A 19635-nucleotide genomic window follows, 5' to 3' on the forward strand; every position below is an offset into this window, starting at 1 on the left:
TATTCCTAATGACATTACTGAAATCACTTTTTATTTTGAGCGCCAGTCTCTTTATGCTTACCCGAGCAGAAGCATTGACCATTCTTATTGACCCCGGACATGGCGGTGAAGAAGATGGTGCTGTGGCAACCACTCAAGGTGAAGCTGTTCCTCGAGTTATTAAAGAAAAAGATATCGCGCTTTCAATCGCCAAGAGAATTCACGAACTTCTTCAGCAGAAAAATTACAGCGTCTATTTAACGAGAAGTATTGATCGTACAGTGACTCTTCCTGAGCGCGCCTCAATTGCTGAGAAGACCAGAGCAGATCTTTTCATCTCAGTTCATATCAACTCAAGTCCTGAAGGTGGAGCGGTTGGTTTTGAAACGTATTATTTAGATAACCATAATGATGTCGCGATTAAAAAAGTTGAGAAGACAGAGAACATTCAAAGTGACGGCGAGAATATTGTTGTCCAACAAATTTTGGTTGATCTGGTTGTCGATCAAACAGTGAGCACTTCAAAACCCCTCGCTGAAAGTATCCATTCTGAATTAAAAAGTGATGTGGGAAGAAAATATAAAATTCCAAGCCGTGGTGTGAAGCCAGGATTGTTTTATGTTTTAGCTCTTTCTAAAAGACCCGGTGTTCTTCTTGAAGTGGGATTCATTTCTACTCAGAAAGAAAGAGTGCGCATGATGGACCCGAAATTTCAAGACACTTATGCCAGAGCGGTAGTGAAGGGAATTGAGAATTACATCAAAAAGAGAAATGCGAAAGCGACGCCCAGACAATATATCAAAAAGAAGAAATAAAAAAGGCCCGCTTTAAGCGGGCCTTTTATTTTTTATAAGATCTTTTTTTTAGTTACATCTAGGTGGAGCAAAAGATGTTGGAACCTGTATCGCTGTTGGCGAGTAAGGGTTGTTTAAATCTCTTTGCGAAGTAATGTATGTCTGCTGACTTAAGCTTACAACGTTGTATCCACAAGTCGCTGTTGAACTTACCACGATTCCGTTAGGAGTGATGAAGTTTGTAAGAGCGCGCTCGTTAGAGATAACTGATGGAAGGTTTGCCGAAGCATTTTTCATTTCACAGAATGACAGAGTTACGTTGAACCCCATTACAGTCGATCCATTCATAACCTGAGTTACGAACATTAAATCGCGGTAAGCACTTACCCCAATCCACATTTTGTTAACAGTACCACCACTTGGTGAAAATCCTGAAGTCCAGTTTCCATTGATTTTGTTAGCACCGATAATTCCACCTTGAACATAAAAACTTACGTCATTAGTTAGGCGGTATCCATTCAAACAAGCAACGCTTGATTTGATACTTTGGACTTGGTTAACAATAGTAGAACCAGCTGCCGTATTTAATGAGCTGTTACCCGTATAAAAAGGTGAAGAGCCGGAAACTCCGCTACTACTCACTTTGTTTTCTTTTTTACCACAAGAGGTAAGCAGTAATGCGCTTACTACAAGGCATAGGTTCAAAGAATGTTTTAAATGCAATTTCATCTCATATCTCCATGAGTGGGATTTGTGTCTATACTCTAATCGGGTAATTTATCAAAACACTTTAGTGCTTTCGGAATAGTGAAGAAAAAAAGTCAGATATATTGAAGAATTTTGCAGATTTAGACGATAAGTAATTAAATAATATCTATTATCAATAACTGTCCTATATTAAGGGATGATGATGAAATCGTTTACACATTATAAAGAAAGAGTTCTGAAGCACTTAGATGATGAAGAACAGATGTTTAAAATAGGGATGGGGCTTAAGTTCCTGGGTGTCTCTGTTATATGCACGGTTTCGGTTTTACTCTTCACTTATCTTCTTATCAGGATCGACTTGATATTTTTTGTGGCCCATGGTTTTCCTGGTGCCCTTGATTTTAAAGAAGCTTTTATCGAATTCATTTATTCGTCTTTATATGATGAAGTCATCTGGATTGCGCTGTCTGGATTTTTTGTTTTCGCTCTTGGTTACTATTTATCAGGAATCATGATTCGTCCCTTTAAAGTTATTGGGCAGTATTGTGATGATAAGATCAGTGATAAAAAAAATTACTACACACCTGATTTTTTCTCTGACCTAAAGCTACTAACGTCATTTTCAGTTTTCTTTTTCACAAAGGTTGATGAGGGAGCGATTAAAGGAAAACTAGGGCAGGTTGAAATACCTACTCATTTTACGCGTATTCATAAACCAAACTTTGAAAGAAACTTTTTCTTCAATTATCTGTTCATCATTGCAATTTTTGCCCTTATGTCTTCACTTGGAATCATTGCCTTGAACCTGGAATTCCGCGATCAGGTGAGTGATCTGGCAAGGAGATTCCTGGCAGATAACAAGCAGGCCACTTACTTTTTAGACGAACAATTTGTTATCGCAGATATCGCCGTCTATTTCTTCGTATCCTTACATTTGTTTCTTTACTTCCTCTTAGGTGTGCATATGTACTCTAAAGTTGCGACTCCGGCCTTTGCGGTCTTTGCAACAATGCGATCATTCCTCAAAGGGAACCATCACAACAGAGTGCATTTAATCGGCTATTATTATCTGCGAGGAGACTGTCGTAAGATTAATAAGTATCTCGATCATGTGCAGAAAAACCTGACTTAAACAGTTTTAAAATTCTTTTTGTATTAATACTTTGAAAAATCTCCAAAATTTGAGAAAATGGTGGAACTAAAAATGTTAGTTACGGTTACCAACAAAGGATGGATATGAAATTTTCAAAATTGCTCGTGCTATTTCTAAGTACAGTGCTTCTAGCAAGCTGTACGTCAGATGAAAAAATGAAACAACAAATGTCAAAAATCTTAAAAGAAGATCCAAAAATTTTGACTGACGCAATTGAAAAACATCCTGCTGAATTCATTACTGCTCTTCAAAACGCTGCTAAAAATGCTCAAGATGCAATGGGGAAGCAACGTGAAGAAGACGAAAAGAAAAAACTTGAAGAGTCATTTGATAAGCCACTTGTAGCTGTTATCAGATCTGACGAATCAATTCGTGGACCAAAAGACGCTCCACTTACACTTGTTGAATACTCTGACTTTGAATGCCCATTCTGTTCTCGTGGTTACCAGACAGTTATGGACCTTATGAAGAAATACCCAGGGAAAATTCGTTTCGTGTATAAGCACCTTCCATTAAGCTTCCACGAGCAAGCTATGATTTCTGCTCAGTACTACGAAGCAATCCGTCTTCAAGACGAAAAGAAAGCTTTCGCTTTCCACGATGAAATTTTCCAAAACCAAGCGAAACTTAAAAATGGAGTAGCATTCTTAGATGCATCTGCAAAAAAAGTTGGTGCTGATCTTGCGAAAGTGAAAAAAGATCTTAACTCTGATGCAGTTAAAGGAAGAATCGCAGCTGATATGAAAGAAGCTGGTGAATTCGGAATGCAAGGAACTCCAGGGTTCCTACTTAACGGTGTTCCAGTTCGTGGTGCTTACCCAGCTGATTACTTCGTTAGTTTAGTAGATGAATTAACAAAACGTGGAAAAGTTAAACTTTAGTTTAACGAAGCGTTTCTCTACGAAATTTGTCTTTTTAGAAAGTCTGATTATAATATCTTTAAAGGGTCGCAACTTTGCGGCCCTTTTTTTTAACTACTACATCAACACATGAGTATTTTATGGAAGGATCTTACGGTTCTCTAGGGCTAAGAATGAAGCGCACGTATCGTACAAACGAGGCGAACGAACTTCTTACGTTAAAAGACTTTGTTGAACATAAATTCATGATCAAGGACCAGGACGAATTAAAGAGAATCTTCGTGAAGGATTTGAAGAGAGTTTTATTAAAAGAAAACCTTTTTGATCTTATCCAAGGATTTTTTGATTTAGAGACGGATTTGGGGAATGCTTTCGAGCAACTTGATTTTGAAGTGAGTTTGGTTAACTTCGATGAGTTTTATAAAAACTTATCTCCAGTTCTCATGAGATCTCTTTTAGAGAATGCTAATCAGCCAGACAATGCTGAGATGATTTTGAAGTCTATTAAAGAGGCGTTGAGAATTGCTCTTGAAGAAGAGTTGGTTCAATTGGAAGATCTTGGAGCTGAATCGTGAATCGTAAGGAATTGATTGAAGTTCTTTTAAAAGACCGCGATTTATCGACGATGACAAAAAAACAAGCTAATCAATTTATTGATGTCATGTTGGATACTATAAAGAGAACTGTGAAAAAAGGTGAAGACGTAACTCTTGTGGGTTTCGGGACTTTTACTAAATCAAGAAAAGCTTCTCGTCTTGGAGTGAATCCATCGACGGGTGAGAGAATCAGAATCAGAGCGCGTGTTGTTCCTAAGTTCAAACCAGGAAAGCCTTGGAAAGACTCGCTATAATTAACGAGTTCAGTCAGGTAATTTTTTCCCATGTCAAACCTTCAACTGTCAAAACCCCCTAGATAAGTAGGTGATTTACCCGAAAGCGGAATAATTTTCCATTTTTACGTAACATCACTTGAACCAAATTGCCTTCCTATGTATAATTTTTGACAGGTACCCACTAAACCATGGAAGGTGAAGAGTTGTCCGAAGAAAAGAAGACTGATGATCATGAAGGATCAGCTGCAACGTCTGGAAAAAATCCTCTATTAGTAGTTCTTGTATTGGTAAATACTCTTGCTGTATGTGCAATTGGCTTTTTTCAATTTCAAAATCACAAAAAATTAAACTCAGTTACGACTGCTGCAGATGTAATGCAACAGGAACTTGCTGGCGGTGAACACGGTGGCGGTGAACCTGCTGCTGCTGGTGGTGAGCACGGAGCTCCTGCGGCCGGTGGTGAACATGGTGGTGCTGCTGGTGCAGCTCCAGCTGTGAAAACAGATGGTCTAATGTATCCAATCGATCCATTTACGGCCAACCTTGCTCAAGGCGAAGGACCTAAGAGATACATTCGTATTTCATTGGTTCTAAAATTTACAAAAGATACAAAAAAAGAAGAAGTTGATTCACGTAAACCTCAGATTAGTGATGCAATCATCAGTATGTTGAATGCAAAAAAGCCGGAAGAGTTATTAAAACGTGAAGGGAAAGATTACCTAAAAGAAGAAATCAAGACAGCAATCAATAATTTTATGATTGATGGCCATCTTGAAGATATCTATTATGTAGGATTTCAAATTAACTAGTTTTTCGTTTTCGCGCTTACTGACATGAGGTCAGTGTGGCACACGAGCTTTAAGAATCCCAGGAGGGGAGAATTATGGCACAAGTTTTAAGTCAAGATGAAGTAGATGCACTATTAAACGCAGTTAACGACGGTGGAACTGATTCGTTTGCAGGCGGTGGTGATAGTAGTAGTGGCGGTGGTGCAGAAGACTCTGATGAAAATATTCAGACTTATGACCTTACTAACCAAGATAGAGTAATCCGTGGAAGAATGCCAATCCTGGAAATCATCTATGAAAGATTCATCAGAAGCTTTCGTGTTTCTCTTTCTAACTCCCTTAGAAAAATTTCGACTATTTCGATTATTTCTACCGATCTTTTAAAGTTCGGTGAATTCGTAAACACACTTCCGATCCCATCGTGTATGTGCATTATGAGATATAACGAACTAAGAGGGCCTGCTCTTTTAGTTTTCGAATCAAAACTTGCTTACGCTATTATCGATTCTTACTTCGGTGGAACTGATAGACCATTCACAAAGATTGAAGGAAAAGAATTTACGATGATCGAATTATCATTCATGAGAAAGATCATGGATATGGCGATCAACGATCTTGAGGAAGCATGGGCACCAGTTCATAGAATCGACGCTCAATATCTACGTACAGAAATTAACCCTCAGTTCGTAGGGGTTGTTCCTCCTTCTGACGTAATTATCGCAACAACTCTTGAAGTAGAATTTGAATCGGCTTCAGGAACAATCATGATCGTAGTTCCTTACTCTACGATTGAACCAATTAAACAAAAACTTTCTTCTAGCTTCCAGACAGATAACGAGATGGCAGACTCGATCTGGACTCAGGCAATGAACGAACACATCAAGAATACAAAAGCGACTGTGGTTGTTCGTCTGGGCGAAACTGAGATGACTCTTGGTGATCTACTTACACTGGAGCCGGGAGACGTAATCCCACTTAACCAGGACGCATCTGGTGAAGTGACTGTGGCAATTGAAGGCGTGGATAAAATGAAATGCTTAATGGGTACTTACAAGGGAAGTCGTGCTGTGCAGATTACCCACGTAGATGCTCCGGTTGCTTACGAAGGTTCAGAAGAAGATTAGAGAGAAAGGTAAATTTTTTTAAAACGAGTTAGAGAGAGGAGACGATATGAATAAGGTTACAGTTGATAGAATGGCAGATTCAGTAAAGGCGGGGGATGATTCTCTCAACAAACTTAAAGTCCAGAACCTGGATTTTATTTTAGATATCCCGCTTAAAGTTTCAGTTGAATTGGGTAGAACTCAGATCATCGTGAAAGATTTACTACAGTTGGGTCAAGGTTCGGTTTTAGAACTTGATAAACTGGCCGGTGAGCCACTTGAGATCCTGGTAAACGGCAAGCTAGTTGCAAAAGGTGAGGTAGTGGTTGTTAACGAAAAATTTGGTATTCGTTTAACAGACATCATTAGCCCGATCGAACGTATTGAAACTTTAAAATAATTATTCTCAAGGATTGAGGAGCACGCATTGAAAACATTAGTACTTTTTTTAGCAGCAATCACATCACTAAACCTATCGGCGGCAGACGTAACCATTAAGGGTGCGGATCTTCAGAACGCGAAGGGTGCTCAGGCAAGACTTTCGATTAGACATGCTGGAATCATTAACGATAATCCAAGGATTTCAGTTAATGATAAAACTCTTAGCATCACTATTCCAAACTCTGGATTAGCTGGAAAAATCAACAAAAAGATTAATGGAACATCTCTTTCAGCGACTATGTCGGGTGAAGAGACAGTATCAATCAACGTGGCCCTTCCATACTCACTTACAGGAAGAGAATCAGACGTAGCTATCACGCTTAAAGACGGTGCTATCGACGTAAGCTACCCAAGACTGCTTTCTGACAAGAAAGCCGCTGAGGCCTACCCTTCAAGAGCTCCTGGGATCACAGAGAAAGCGATCGTTTTAGATCCAACTGTTATCAATGCTGAAGCTGAGAAATTAGATGAAAGTTATTTATCATCTCTGGTTACAAAACAAGATAAGTTAGCTGAAAAGAAACACGCTGATGAGAAAGCTGAGGCCAAAATAGCAGACCAAGGTGATACCGACAGAGTCAATCTGACTCAATCAAGTATCGCTAAAACAGCAAGCACAACTCAAAGTACTGGAGAACAGGTTACAGAAGCTCCTAAGTCTAATTTCTCGATAGTTGGATATATTGGCAAGTTCGTTGCTTTCTTAGCTGTTATGATCGCGGGATTTTATGGAGTGTTAACTCTGTTTAAAAAAGGGATCATCAAAAAAGGGAAACTAGGATTTTTAAACAGTACAAAGTTAGTTGAAGTTTTAAGCACAACACACATTGCACCAAAGAAATCACTAATTATGATTAAAGCGCACAAACAAGTTTTCCTAATCTCTAACACTGAAGCAGGTATGACTCTTGTTTCGGAAATCAGAGACGTAGCGGGATTGATCAAAAACGGGGAAGAAGAAATCACTGGATCAAACTTTGATACAAATCTTTATTCTGCAAACAAAACTGAAAAACAATTTAAGTTAAAAGAAGTGGATACTCGTAACTCATACGGTGACGATGATTACGAAATGGATTCACTAGACGATATGTTAAATGATTCTGTTCCAGCAAAAAGTACAAAGAATGCTGGAAACAAGACGAATGCACTAGCTTCGATTGAGAAAACACCAGTCCAGGATCAGGTAAGATTTTCTGACACAATTAAGAACAAAGTAAAAAATTTAAAGCAACTATAATAGGATTGGTGAGAGCATGGATGCTCGATTTAAAAAATTATTAAAATTATTGGCACTAGTACTAGTGCCTTTAGTGCTTCCGGCCCTGGCACTTGCCCAGCAGGCAGCTCCGGGAGCAAATAACCTGGCACTTCCAGGTATGTCGATCAACTTCGGTCAAGGTGTAAACTTAGTAGACTCAATTGAAGTTCTACTTTTATTTACTGTTATTACTCTTGCTCCATCGATTCTGATTCTTTGTACAAGTTTTACAAGAATTCTGATTGTTCTATCATTCATGAGACAAGCAATCGGTACTCAGAACATGCCACCTAACCAGTTACTAGTTGGGTTTTCACTTTTCTTATCTCTGTTTGTTATGCAACCAACAGGGGAGAGAATTTACAACAAAGCAATTCAGCCATATATGGCAAAACAAATTACAACGACAGTTGCAATTGATGAAATCGTTTTAGGTCTAAGATCTTTCATGCAGAAGCAAGTTAGAAAAGCGGACATTGGATTATTCTACGACGTAACAGGAAAAGCTGCTCCAGCGACAATTGATGATGTGCCTATTCATTACTTGATTCCTGCTTTCATTATTTCTGAACTAAAGACTTCTTTCATGATTGGGTTCCTGCTCTACATCCCATTTCTAATTCTAGATATGGTTGTAGCTTCTGTGCTTATGGCGATGGGGATGATGATGCTACCTCCGGTAGTTGTATCACTTCCATTTAAACTTTTACTTTTTGTTTTAGTAGACGGATGGCAGCTTGTAACAGGAGCGATCTTAAGATCGTTCAACCAATAAGGTAGAATATGCAATTTGATTCATTTACAGATATTTCTCACCAAGCGATTAAAGTCGCCCTGATGGTTTCAGCTCCGATGTTAATCGGTGCTCTAGTTGTGGGTATTTTAGTTTCTCTTTTTCAAGCAGTCACTCAGATCAACGAGCAGACGTTATCTTTTATTCCAAAGATTATCGTTATCGTTGCTGCTTTAATTTTCTTTGGCCCATGGATGTCGGATTCACTTACGACGTTCACAAAAGATTTGATTTTACAGATACCAAATATTGTAGCTGAAAAATAAGAAGAGAATAAAAGAAGATGTTAACAATACAAATGACAGACATGACAATGATTACGGCCTTCTGGCTGGCGTTTAGTCGTTGGTTAGCTGTTATTTTTCAACTTCCTTTATTTGAAAACGTATCGATCCCGGTGATGTTAAAAGTTTTAACAGCTCTTATGATCACTTTTGCTTTTTTCCCTTTAGTTCAAGATCAATTGATCATGGACATTAAGTATGTTGGACAGGATAGCTTCTGGTACTTAACAATCTTTAATACAATGGTTGGTCTGGTTATTGGATACTTTGTTAAATGTTTAATGAGCATCTTCCTTTCTACTGGAGCTTTAATGACTCAGCAGATTGGTTTGAACGCTTTAAGTTACTTCGATCCTCAGGCCGGTGGACAAGTTGGTCCCTTTGAAAAACTTATTGAGTGGACAGTGTTAATGATGATCATTACATCGGGAGCTCTACTTCCAATGTTTAAAGGTGTGATCAATTCATTTTCATCGATCCATGTTTACAACCTTGGGAAGATGGCACACTCGATTGATTTTTTCATGATTATGTTTAAATCAATTTTTATCTCATCAATCATGCTGGCGACGCCGATGATTTTCGTTAACTTAGTTATCAATGCAGTAATGGGAATCGTTTCCCGTGCTGTTCCTCAAATGAACGTTATCTCTGTGAGCTTCGCAGTTAACATTGGTTTGGGACTTCTCGTATTTGCAGTTGGATCTGATGAGTTTTTTGCAACTTGTTTCAGGATTTACACAGAAAAGTTAGGGGATTGGTTTCAGTTTATTTCATAAATGATTTAATACTATTGCAAGGATTGCGGTAGTTAAAGGGCAACAGAATGGCCGACGAACAAGAAGACGGGGAAAAGACCGAAGACCCCTCCCAGCATAGGATAGATGAATTCCGCAAGAAAGGGGATGTCGCCTCTTCTCGCGAATTAACATCAGTACTAGTGCTTGCTGCTTGTCTTTTGACATTGTCGCTTTCTATTGTTTTCGTTTTTGAACAAATGACTTCTTATATCGAATGGCTTTACACACTTGATCTTCAAGCGGCATTCGAACCTAAAGCACTTCATACAATTACAACCAGAACTTTTATGGTTGCAGCTAAATGCTCGGCGCCGGTTTTATTCGTCGCTATGTGTGTTGGTGTTCTTGCTCAGATCGCTCAGGTGGGAATTATTTATTCACCGGAAATTCTTGAATTAAAATTTGACCGCGTAAATCCATTAAACGGAATTAAAAAACTTTTCTCAAAACAAGCATTGTTTGAAGCAATTAAAGGTGTTTTTAAGTTCGCTGTCATTATCGCTGTTGTTTACGCTTACATGAAAGATGATATCGCTCACTACAACGGCTTCATGCATTTAGAAATTTCACAGGCCTTCCTTCATGCAAAAGATTTATTAATGAAAATCTCTTTTGCTATTTTAATGGCATGGGGAGTGATCGCGGTTCTAGATTTCGGTTGGCAAAAATATACTTATAAGCAAAAGCTTATGCAAACGAAGCAACAGACTAAGCAAGAAAGCAAAGAGCAAGATGGTAACCCTGAAGTTAAACAAAGAATTCGCCAAATTCAGCGTGAGATGTCTAGAAAGCGCATGATCCAGGATGTGAAGAGTGCAGACGTAATTATTACGAACCCAACTCATATCTCGATTGTTTTAAAATACGATTCTGAAACGATGGTGTCTCCGTTAATTATTGGTAAGGGACAAGATCACCTTGCAATGAGAATCAGAGAAATCGCGAAAGAACATAATATCCCGATCGTAGAAAACGTTCTGCTTGCGAGAACACTTTATAAAACAGTTAAAGTGGGGCACCCGGTTCCACGTAACATGTATAAAGCGATCGCAGAAGTACTGGCCTTTGTTTATAAATTGAAGAAAAAGCGCAAAGCGCTTGCTTAATAAAAGAGAGAGTAGGTAACTATGAATGATTTTTTAAAGAAAATGAAAATCTTCACTCAAGGCCCGGACGTTTTAGCGGCCGTTGGTATCTTGATGATTCTTGTGGTGATGATCGTTCCGGTCCATCCATTTATCCTCGATTTACTTTTGGCATTATCATTAGCTACATCAATCATGATTATGCTAGTTGCTTTATACTCTAAGAAGCCTTTGGATTTTTCTACATTTCCATCTGTTCTTCTTATCTCAACACTATTTCGTCTGGCCTTGAACGTTGCTTCTACTCGAAATATTTTAATTCACGGATCAAGTGACGGAACCGCTGCTGCAGGGGAACTAATCAAGTCGTTCGGGGAATTCGTAGTCGAAGGGAATTTCGTTGTAGGTATTATTGTCTTTATCATTTTAGTAATCATCAACTTCATGGTTGTTACAAAGGGTGCTGGACGAGTAGCTGAAGTTGCAGCACGATTTACTTTAGATGCAATGCCAGGGAAGCAAATGGCAATCGATGCGGACTTAAACGCAGGATTGATTAATGATGTTGAAGCAAAAAGAAGACGTAAAGAAGTTGCTGAAGAAGCAGACTTTTACGGGTCTATGGACGGTGCTTCGAAGTTCGTTCGAGGAGATGCGGTCGCCGGTATTTTAATTACAGCGGTTAACATCGTCGGTGGTATTATCATCGGTGTTGCTCAAAACGGAATGGATTTTTCAACTGCAGCTCAGACATTTACTCTTCTTACTGTAGGGGATGGTCTAATCACTCAGATCCCTGCACTAATTATTTCTACTGCTGCCGGTATTATCGTTACTCGTTCAACGAACGATGAAAACATTGGTACTCAAGTTTCTAAACAATTTAAAGTTCACCCGAAGGCCATCTATATCGCTGCAGGTGTTTTAGTTTTCTTTGGATTAATTCCAGGTCTTCCAAAACTTCCGTTTTTTATGATGGGATCATTCTTAGCTTTCGTTGCTTACAAAATCGACCAATCAAATGCCAACGAAGTTATTGCTGAAAAAGCTAAAGCTGTTGAGGTTACTAAGAAAGCTAATCCTCAGGCCCTTGAAGAACTTCTTAATATGGAACTGGTTGAACTTGAAGTTGGATACGGCCTTGTTCACTTAGTTGATACTGAACAAAACGGTGATCTTCTTGAGCGTATCACTCACATGAGAAAAATCTTTGCGCTGGATTGGGGGGTTATTATTCCTTCAGTTAAAATCAAAGACAACCTGGAGTTAAAACCAGGTGGATACTCTGTAAAAATTAAAGGGGTTCAGGTTGCCAAAGGTGAACTGATGTCCGACTACTTCCTGGCGATGGATCCAGGGACAGTTATCGAGAAAATGGATGGGGTAGAAACGACAGAGCCAGTTTTTGGCCTTCGTGCTGTATGGATTTCTGAAGACCAAAAAGAAGATGCTCAGTATAACGGATACACTGTAGTGGATTGCTCAACTATTGTGGCAACTCACTTAACAGAAATCCTGAAATCAAACCTTCACGAGCTGTTTGGACGTCAGGAATTAGTACGCGTTTTAGACAATTTCAAAGAGACAAACCCAAAATTAGTCAACGATTTAATCCCGGAAATCGTGAACCTTGGAATCGTTTTAAGGGTCATGAAAAATTTACTGAGAGAGGGTGTTTCGGTACGTGATCTACGCACAATTTTAGAGACATTATCAGAGTATGGCTCTACAATTAAAGACACTGAAGCGCTTACGGAACATTCCCGTCAGTCGCTGTTTAGAACTATTACTGAGAAGATTAAAAGTGATTCGGGAGATATTCCATTGTTCACTCTAGATCGTAATATTGAAGAGTCTATCGCTCAAAATATTATTCAGACGGATCAAGGTCACCAGTTGTCTCTAGATCCTAAGGTTACTCAGATCATCCTGGCTTCACTCAATGAAAAAATTGAAGAAGCAACAAACATGGGTGAGAAGATGGTGGTTCTATGCTCTCCAGTTATTCGCTCACACTTCAAGCGCTTAACTGAGAAATTTATCCCTAACCTTGTGGTAGTAAGCCACAATGAATTAAGCCCAGATGCTAATATCAGATCACTAGGAACGGTGAGGTTATAAAAAATGTACGTTAGAAAGTTTGAAGCAGATTCAATCGAAGAAGCACTAAGAGATATTAAGCGTGAGCTTGGTCCTGATGCCGTTATTTTAAAAACAATAACGAACAAGGGATTAAAGGGCGCATTCAAAAAGAAAAAAATCGAAATCACTGCGGCGATCTCCGAAAAAAATTACGGAAGAAAGGCCCAGGTCGATACCATCTTGAACGACAACCAAAAAGAAGAATTTTACAACGGCAGCGCAAGCTATATTGCCAATATGATCGACCAGCACGATCAGTCGCAGGAGAAACGTGCAGTGAACAACAACAATCAATCTCAAAATAGAAGTGGATATGGTAGCGCTGGACTTAACCGTTCAGTAAGCACGACAAAAGGACTTGCTTCACAGATTAAGGAAGGTCTTGATGATTTTCTTAGTTTAGGTGAGAGAGATGAGCGTCCTTCAAGGTCTCGCGAATTTAATTTCGATGATGAGATTGAAGCGACACGCCCGATTGTTCAACAGGCACAACCCCGCCCCTCAATGCCACAAAACAGAGGGACTCAGCAACAAGCAGCTCCTCAACCTCAACAACAATATCAACAACCACAACAGGCCGCAGCTCCTGCTCCAAGACAAATGGTTGGCGAAGAAATGTATGAGAAACAAAAAAATAAAATCGATGATCTTGAAAAGAAACTTTATGAGTTAACAAGAAACTTCGAACGCATTCATAAAAAAGAGCCAATTGGGATTTACCAATTGAGAACAACTCTTAGAAGTCTTGATATCAATGAAACATATATTCAAACACTAATTAAAAAAGGTCTTTTTGAATTAACTGATTCAGATGTAGAAAATGCAGACGTAGTATTCGAATTCGCACTTCGTGAAATGATGAGTACAGTAAGCACGGCAATGCCACTTTTCTCCAATGCAGACGCGAAAAAATCACCGGTCATCACGGTGTTTTTATCAGAGTCTTCATGTGGACAAACATCAATGGTTCAAAAGATTGCAACAGCTAAAACAGACGCTGTTATTATCAAAAATGCGATCACAACAATTAATCCAAAAATGGAAGCAAAAACACCATTTGCTGAAAAGATTTTTGGTATGAATGTAATTAAAACAAATTCAATCGCAGAAATGGTTGCTGAATGCCGTAAGGCCTTAGAAAGTGGCAAGTCAGTTTTCATCGATTACAAATGTTCAGAAGCTGAAGCAAATGAAACGAAAAAATTCATCGATGGATTAAGACGTGCATTTTCAAAAGTGGAAGTATTGATCACTCTTTCAGCAATTCACAGCGAATTGTACAATAGAAAAATCCTTGGCACGTACAGAAGACTTTCTGATGGTGCGGTAGTTTCACACGTTGATGCGTGTTTAAATTTTGGGTCGCTCTTTAACATCACACAAGATATTAAAGATCTTCCTTACAAGTTTTTTGGTACTGGAGAAGTGTGTCCAGACGATCTTGAGCCAGCGACAGCAGAGAGATTAATGGCAGGGATTTTTAAGTTAACGTAAGCAGTTTTAACATTTAAAGAATAGTAAATACCATGATGGAATTTACTTAAAGTTACGAAAAGAAATCTAAGGGAGACAGGAAGTCCATGCTTAGTTTAAAAAGGCCCAGTCCAAGTGATTGGCTAGTTTCTCAGAACAAGTACTCGTCAAAAAAGACGTCGCAAAAAGCAAAAACCATTTCAGTCACTGCTGGAAAGGGTGGAGTAGGAAAAACATCTGTAGCCGTTAAAATGGCAAAGATTATGGCCTCTCAAGGATATAAAGTTTTACTTCTGGACTGTGACACTAACCTGTCAAACACAGTAGTTAAACTTGGTCTTCCTATCACAAACTATTTCTATGAATTAATTTCAGCTCAAAGAGAATTTGATGACTGCCTTCACAAAGACGGCAATCTTCATTTACTTGCTGCTTGTAACGGCAGCATTGATATGTTCAACAGAAGCCTGGAAATTGATCGTCTGATCATCGATATTCTCGTTAATCACGAAAAGGATTACGACTATATCATTCTTGATTGCCCAGCGGGAATCACAAAAGAAACACTGACATTGAATGCTTACAGCGATTACCGTTTTGTGGTGGTAACTCCTGATAAGTCATCTGTGACTGATTCATACTCACTGATTAAGATTTTGAATAAAGAGTTTGGTGTTAATGACAACCATCTTCTTATCAATAAAACTTCTTCAGAGCCTCAGTATCAAAGAATGATTAAAACACTAAGTGAAACAGTTGAGACATTCCTGAAATGTCGTCTACACATCCTTGGTGGAATCAAAAAAGAAGACGTTGCTGAAGATCGTTTTGATACAGTTCTACTGCAACAGGAAAATAATTCCCTACACAAGAATTTTGTGAACATTATTAACAAATTTACCGATGAGATAGAGAGCGCGAACGTGCAGGACATGCAGTTCAACCCACGCTTGGATCAATTTGCAAGTTTAACAGTATAAGTAAAGGGAGCACTTTAGATGTCAACTCTATCGAAAAAATTAAAGAATCTTAAAGACTATCGCTCAACTGTTGAACCGAAAGTTAAAGATGAAATCATTGTTGAGTACGCACCGCTGGTGAAGTATATCGCACAAAAGATTGCATCAAGACTTCCGTCAAACATTGAGTTAGATGATCTTATTTCATGTGGTGTAATCGGGTTAATGGACGCTATCGAGAAGTTCGATCCAAACCGCGATAATAAATTTAAAACTTACGCTGAATTCAGAATCCGTGGAGCAATCCTGGATGAGCTTCGTGCTCAGGACTGGGTTCCTAGATCAATCCGTGAGAAAGCTAAGACTGTTGAGCGTGCTTACTCAAAACTAGAAGCGAACCTTGGTCGCCCGGCAACGGACGAAGAAATGTGTTCAGAGCTAGGGATGAATCAGGAAGAGTTCCATGACCTTCTTAATAAAGCGAAGTCAATTTCTCTTCTAAATATCGATGATTCAGCAAGCTTCAATAAAGGCGATAAAAAGCTTATTTCAGAAGTAATGGAAGACCATAAGGCCCTTAATCCGTACACGACAGTTTCTCAAAAAGACTCTCGCGAAAAGATTAAAGAGGGGATTATGACTTTACCAGAGAAACAAAGACTTGTTCTTTCTCTGTATTACTATGAAGACTTGAACCTTAAAGAAATCGGACAGGTTTTAGATGTTACTGAGTCTCGCGTTTCTCAACTTCACACGCAAGCGATCCTGAAGTTAAAAGCGAAACTACGTACATTATTTGAATCATCTGAGGATTTAGCTGGATAAAAATGACAGATAAAGATTACCAATCTGACTATGATAAAAGTCTGAGTACTCTGGAAGACATTCAAATGCTTTCAGAGTTTTCAGTTTCTCCTTTAGTGAGCCACGCGTATTACTACCTTTCTGAAATGAAAAGAAAGGCCGATGCTATCTCTTCAGGGCAAGTTTCACAGTTCGACCAGGTCGGAATGGTGTTGGATGAAAAGCTAACGTCAATCGTTTCTGAGTTCTTCGGAAACAAGTCACGTTTCAAAGAATTCTCTTACAACAAATGCACAAACAAGATTGATCTGAAAAAGTGGAATATGGTTTTAGAGACTATTCCAGAAATTCTCTCTGTGGTGACATTATTTAATTACCATGGTGGAGCAGATGTACGTTTCGATGAAAATCGCTTCAGTGTATCGGGTTTAATCCTTCAGGATGGGAACCTAGAGCGCAATAGAAAGCTGATTTACGTCCTAACTAAAAAACTTTTACGAAATAAAGTTCTCCTGACATTTAATCTTGAAAGCACGGCGAGAACTGGATTATTTAAGTTGGATTTAAGAGCTGACCTTTCTCACGATGAGTCTCTAAATTACAGAGTGAACTTCAAAGTGGACGGCGAGCACTACCTGATTGGGTTTTCCAACGTCTTTTGCCATTACAGAAGCAGCCTTGAGGATGTAAAACTTACAGGCGATCACAACATTATCGAAATCAGATCTGACTTATCGGTACACCATCGTTTTGGAATACCAGAGTTAACTCGTATAGAATCCGCCAATAAAGAAATTTTACACTTTCCCTTTTTATTTCGCCCACTTTCCATCATACTACCTATGAAGGGCAATCTTGTTACGACAGGCCTTTCACGTAGTCTGGATGACGACAACAAGAGAAAACAGGATGTTTCTAAGCACTTTCGCACTATCGATTTTTTCTCACTATTTAATCTCTAAAATTTTTTTTAGGACCGGGGAGCTACTATGCGTTTCACTCTAGGAAGGGCCGTACACTTTTATTATGTAACAGTGTTGGTTGCCATTACTACTTTGTTTGCTTACGGAGTTAAGCACTACTGGGATACGGGATTACTGAACATTGATTATGTGAGTAACTTGTATGATGGAACCAGCAAAGTTAAAGCGGTTAAAGAAAGAAATGATGTTGATGAACTTAAAAAATTCGTTGATGGTGACCGTATTAAAGACGCGAATAAAATCTTTACTCGTCTTGAATCAGACATCCAGGATTTAAAATCAATCAAAGCAATAGATGAAAAAAGCAACTTTGATGACAACTTGAAAACAGTGAAGTCATCTCTGATCGCTTTCCAGTCAGGCCCAGAGCTTTCAACGATTCTTAATAATCTAAACTCAAAAGTTTCAATCTTCGAAGCTTTCGTCACAGAAAAGAAATGGCCGACGCTAACAAGAATGTCGATCAACTTAAGAATGAGACTTTCTCCAAGCCGTTTAATGAATGGTGGCCTATATAACTTTGAGAAAACTCAAAACCTTGCCATGTCAGTTAATAACGATCTTGAAGCGATGACTAATTTTACTGAGTCATCAGGGCTTCAACCGGACATTAAACTTGCAATCATCAATAGAATTAAAACTCTTAAAAATGAATCAGCTAACCTGACAACATACCTTGAAGCACACACAAAGTTTAACCGCACATATAAAGAGTTTGCAGCAGGGTATTCAGCGTGGTTTAAACTTGTTGAGCCAGAAATCGCTTACAAGAAAATCCAGTTCGAAAAAAGCTCACAAACAGTATTCTATTCATTGATTGCAGTCTTCTCAGGACTCGTGGCCTCAGTGATCATGGGATTTGTTATTTATAACTTCTCAGCAAAACGCTCTGCCGGGAAAACTGAAAAACTAGTCATCGACACAATTAAAGATGGTCTTCTTCCAGTTGAATCAAAACAAATTGCCAACTTCTCTCAAGAGTTCCAGTTAGAATTTGATAAATATAGAGAGTACGCTCACAAGAGAATGGCCTTCGGATCAATCTTCCAGGAAGCAGTACCTTTTGCAACAATTCTTCTGGATTCAAATCTGAACATGGTTTGGGGTAACTCGCACTTTTATGAGCAATGGCAACTTCAAAACTTCAAAGAAGATGAAGAGTCACTAACATGGGATTTCCTACAAAGATTTACAAACCTTGAAGACAATAGCTCAATTCTAAGTGCCCTTCGTATGAGTACATCTGGAGCTTACAAGATTCAGGTTAAATCAAATACGATGTCGGCAGCTATGCCTTACGAGATGTACGTTTCTCCGGTTGAGTACTCAAATCAAAAACGTATTATGGTGATCTTTTACCCAAGAGTAGAAGCACAACAAGATTTAATTGATCAGAAAATCGCCATCACAACGACAATTATGCAAGCACTAGACCTGCAGATTGAAGAGAAGATGACGACTGAACATAAAAATGAACTTCGTATCGCTTCTGAAAAAGCGGGTGTATCGGATGTTTATTCAAAACTCACTCAGTACATTGAAAAAGCAGAGTCTATCCAGGACGAGCTTAACAATGAAATTGAAACACTTGAAACGAAGTGTGCTGATCATAGAAATACTTCAAGTGAGATGAGAAAGTCATTGGTAGCTTCTTTTGAAACATCAAGAGCTTCAGTTGATAGATACAATCAATTTAAAAACTCAGTTTCAATGGTATTGGATTCTCGCGATCAATTAGAAGAGCAGTTTAAGTTTGCTATGAACTCTTCAAGAGAGATTTTCAAGGATCAAGGACGCATTCTTTCATCAGCTGAAAAAGCGGAGAAGAATGTTGATGACTACATCAGAAGCTTAAGAACGATTACGGTACTAAAAGGTGAATTTAAAGAATTAAGATCAAATGTTGAAGAGTTCAAAACTCGCATCGTTCAGGCCCTTGATCAACTTCTAATTTTCCAAAACCACGAAAGTGACACTCAAAGAGTGGATCAATTCTTAGGGAAAATAAAATTTGAAATGAAAGGATTTGAAAAAGTTCTTTCTAGCTTTGGTGAAGTTGTGACTCAACTTGATGTTACGGTGACTAAAGTTGATATGATGTCTGAATCAAGAGAGAAGGTTGACTTAGATAGCATCCGTTACAGAATGGAGTCCCTAAAGAACAATCTGGAGAACGTTCAATTCTCAGCAAATAAAATCACTCAGACAGCTCATTCAAAAGATGAAGAGATGATTGGGGCGTTAAGAGTTTTAGTTGGTAACTTAAAAACTGAAATGAAACGTATCAATGAAATGTGCAGAATGACGGGGATGAGTACAGAGCATTTAAATGCGATCTCTCCAGGTCAACAACCAGAAAATCAGGTTTAAGTTTAGTAAAAAACCTAATAAAA

The 19635-nt window shown here is 38.6% G+C and carries 20 protein-coding genes; 19 read left to right on the top strand and 1 reads right to left on the bottom strand.

What is annotated here, in order from left to right:
* Window positions 1-8: 8 nt before the first annotated feature.
* Window positions 9-794 (top strand): N-acetylmuramoyl-L-alanine amidase family protein, encoded by a 786-nt coding sequence (locus SHI21_RS04425; protein WP_323574969.1) that lies wholly within the window; start codon window positions 9-11, stop codon window positions 792-794.
* A gap of 48 nt (window positions 795-842) precedes the next feature.
* Here SHI21_RS04425 and SHI21_RS04430 read toward each other — a convergent pair whose 3' ends face one another.
* Window positions 843-1502: a hypothetical protein gene (locus SHI21_RS04430; protein ID WP_323574971.1), complete on the bottom strand. Its 660-nt coding sequence runs from the start codon at window positions 1500-1502 to the stop codon at window positions 843-845.
* A 181-nt stretch (window positions 1503-1683) separates the two neighbouring features.
* Between SHI21_RS04430 and SHI21_RS04435 the strand changes: the two genes are divergently transcribed.
* From SHI21_RS04435 to SHI21_RS04520, 18 genes are all read left to right on the top strand, one after another.
* Window positions 1684-2613: a hypothetical protein gene (locus SHI21_RS04435; RefSeq protein ID WP_323574974.1), complete on the top strand. Its 930-nt coding sequence runs from the start codon at window positions 1684-1686 to the stop codon at window positions 2611-2613.
* Window positions 2614-2717: 104 nt separating this feature from the next.
* Window positions 2718-3515 (top strand): DsbA family protein, encoded by a 798-nt coding sequence (locus tag SHI21_RS04440; protein WP_323574976.1) that lies wholly within the window; start codon window positions 2718-2720, stop codon window positions 3513-3515.
* 119 nt (window positions 3516-3634) lie between these two features.
* Window positions 3635-4069, top strand: a complete 435-nt coding sequence (locus tag SHI21_RS04445; RefSeq protein WP_323574977.1) for a hypothetical protein — start codon at window positions 3635-3637, stop codon at window positions 4067-4069.
* Window positions 4066-4344 carry an HU family DNA-binding protein gene (locus SHI21_RS04450; protein ID WP_323574979.1) on the top strand — a complete coding sequence of 93 codons (279 nt, stop codon included), beginning with the start codon at window positions 4066-4068 and terminating at the stop codon, window positions 4342-4344. Before SHI21_RS04445 ends, SHI21_RS04450 begins: the two co-directional genes overlap by 4 nt.
* Before the next feature lie 185 nt (window positions 4345-4529).
* On the top strand, window positions 4530-5135 hold the full coding sequence (locus SHI21_RS04455; protein WP_323574981.1) for a flagellar basal body-associated FliL family protein: 606 nt from the start codon (window positions 4530-4532) through the stop codon (window positions 5133-5135).
* Window positions 5136-5209: 74 nt separating this feature from the next.
* Entirely contained in the window at window positions 5210-6238 is a 1029-nt protein-coding gene (fliM, locus tag SHI21_RS04460) for a flagellar motor switch protein FliM (protein WP_323574988.1), read from the top strand.
* Window positions 6239-6308: 70 nt separating this feature from the next.
* Complete coding sequence (gene fliN / locus SHI21_RS04465) at window positions 6309-6617, top strand: flagellar motor switch protein FliN (protein WP_410198810.1); 309 nt, start codon at window positions 6309-6311, stop codon at window positions 6615-6617.
* A gap of 27 nt (window positions 6618-6644) precedes the next feature.
* On the top strand, window positions 6645-7898 hold the full coding sequence (locus SHI21_RS04470) for a hypothetical protein (protein ID WP_323574990.1): 1254 nt from the start codon (window positions 6645-6647) through the stop codon (window positions 7896-7898).
* A gap of 16 nt (window positions 7899-7914) precedes the next feature.
* Window positions 7915-8694 carry a flagellar type III secretion system pore protein FliP gene (gene fliP, locus SHI21_RS04475; RefSeq protein WP_323574991.1) on the top strand — a complete coding sequence of 260 codons (780 nt, stop codon included), beginning with the start codon at window positions 7915-7917 and terminating at the stop codon, window positions 8692-8694.
* An 8-nt stretch (window positions 8695-8702) separates the two neighbouring features.
* On the top strand, window positions 8703-8978 hold the full coding sequence (fliQ, locus tag SHI21_RS04480) for a flagellar biosynthesis protein FliQ (protein WP_323574993.1): 276 nt from the start codon (window positions 8703-8705) through the stop codon (window positions 8976-8978).
* A 17-nt stretch (window positions 8979-8995) separates the two neighbouring features.
* Window positions 8996-9775, top strand: a complete 780-nt coding sequence (locus tag SHI21_RS04485) for a flagellar biosynthetic protein FliR (RefSeq protein ID WP_323574994.1) — start codon at window positions 8996-8998, stop codon at window positions 9773-9775.
* Window positions 9776-9822: 47 nt separating this feature from the next.
* A complete protein-coding gene (flhB, locus tag SHI21_RS04490) occupies window positions 9823-10902 on the top strand; it encodes a flagellar biosynthesis protein FlhB (RefSeq protein ID WP_323574995.1) in 1080 nt (359 codons plus the stop codon).
* 21 nt (window positions 10903-10923) lie between these two features.
* The gene (gene flhA, locus SHI21_RS04495; RefSeq protein WP_323574996.1) at window positions 10924-13002 is read left to right on the top strand and encodes a flagellar biosynthesis protein FlhA; all 2079 of its coding nucleotides are present in this window, start codon (window positions 10924-10926) and stop codon (window positions 13000-13002) included.
* A gap of 3 nt (window positions 13003-13005) precedes the next feature.
* Complete coding sequence (locus tag SHI21_RS04500) at window positions 13006-14517, top strand: hypothetical protein (protein WP_323574997.1); 1512 nt, start codon at window positions 13006-13008, stop codon at window positions 14515-14517.
* An 86-nt stretch (window positions 14518-14603) separates the two neighbouring features.
* On the top strand, window positions 14604-15476 hold the full coding sequence (locus tag SHI21_RS04505; protein ID WP_323574999.1) for an AAA family ATPase: 873 nt from the start codon (window positions 14604-14606) through the stop codon (window positions 15474-15476).
* Window positions 15477-15494: 18 nt separating this feature from the next.
* Window positions 15495-16280 (top strand): FliA/WhiG family RNA polymerase sigma factor, encoded by a 786-nt coding sequence (locus SHI21_RS04510; RefSeq protein ID WP_102244737.1) that lies wholly within the window; start codon window positions 15495-15497, stop codon window positions 16278-16280.
* 2 nt (window positions 16281-16282) lie between these two features.
* Window positions 16283-17221 carry a hypothetical protein gene (locus SHI21_RS04515; RefSeq protein WP_323575001.1) on the top strand — a complete coding sequence of 313 codons (939 nt, stop codon included), beginning with the start codon at window positions 16283-16285 and terminating at the stop codon, window positions 17219-17221.
* A 27-nt stretch (window positions 17222-17248) separates the two neighbouring features.
* Window positions 17249-19612, top strand: coding sequence for a hypothetical protein (locus SHI21_RS04520; protein ID WP_323575002.1), 2364 nt, complete (start codon window positions 17249-17251; stop codon window positions 19610-19612).
* The last annotated feature ends 23 nt before the right edge of the window (window positions 19613-19635 follow it).

Origin of the sequence: Bacteriovorax sp. PP10 (assembly GCF_035013165.1) — a bacterium.
Classification (GTDB): domain Bacteria; phylum Bdellovibrionota; class Bacteriovoracia; order Bacteriovoracales; family Bacteriovoracaceae; genus Bacteriovorax; species Bacteriovorax antarcticus.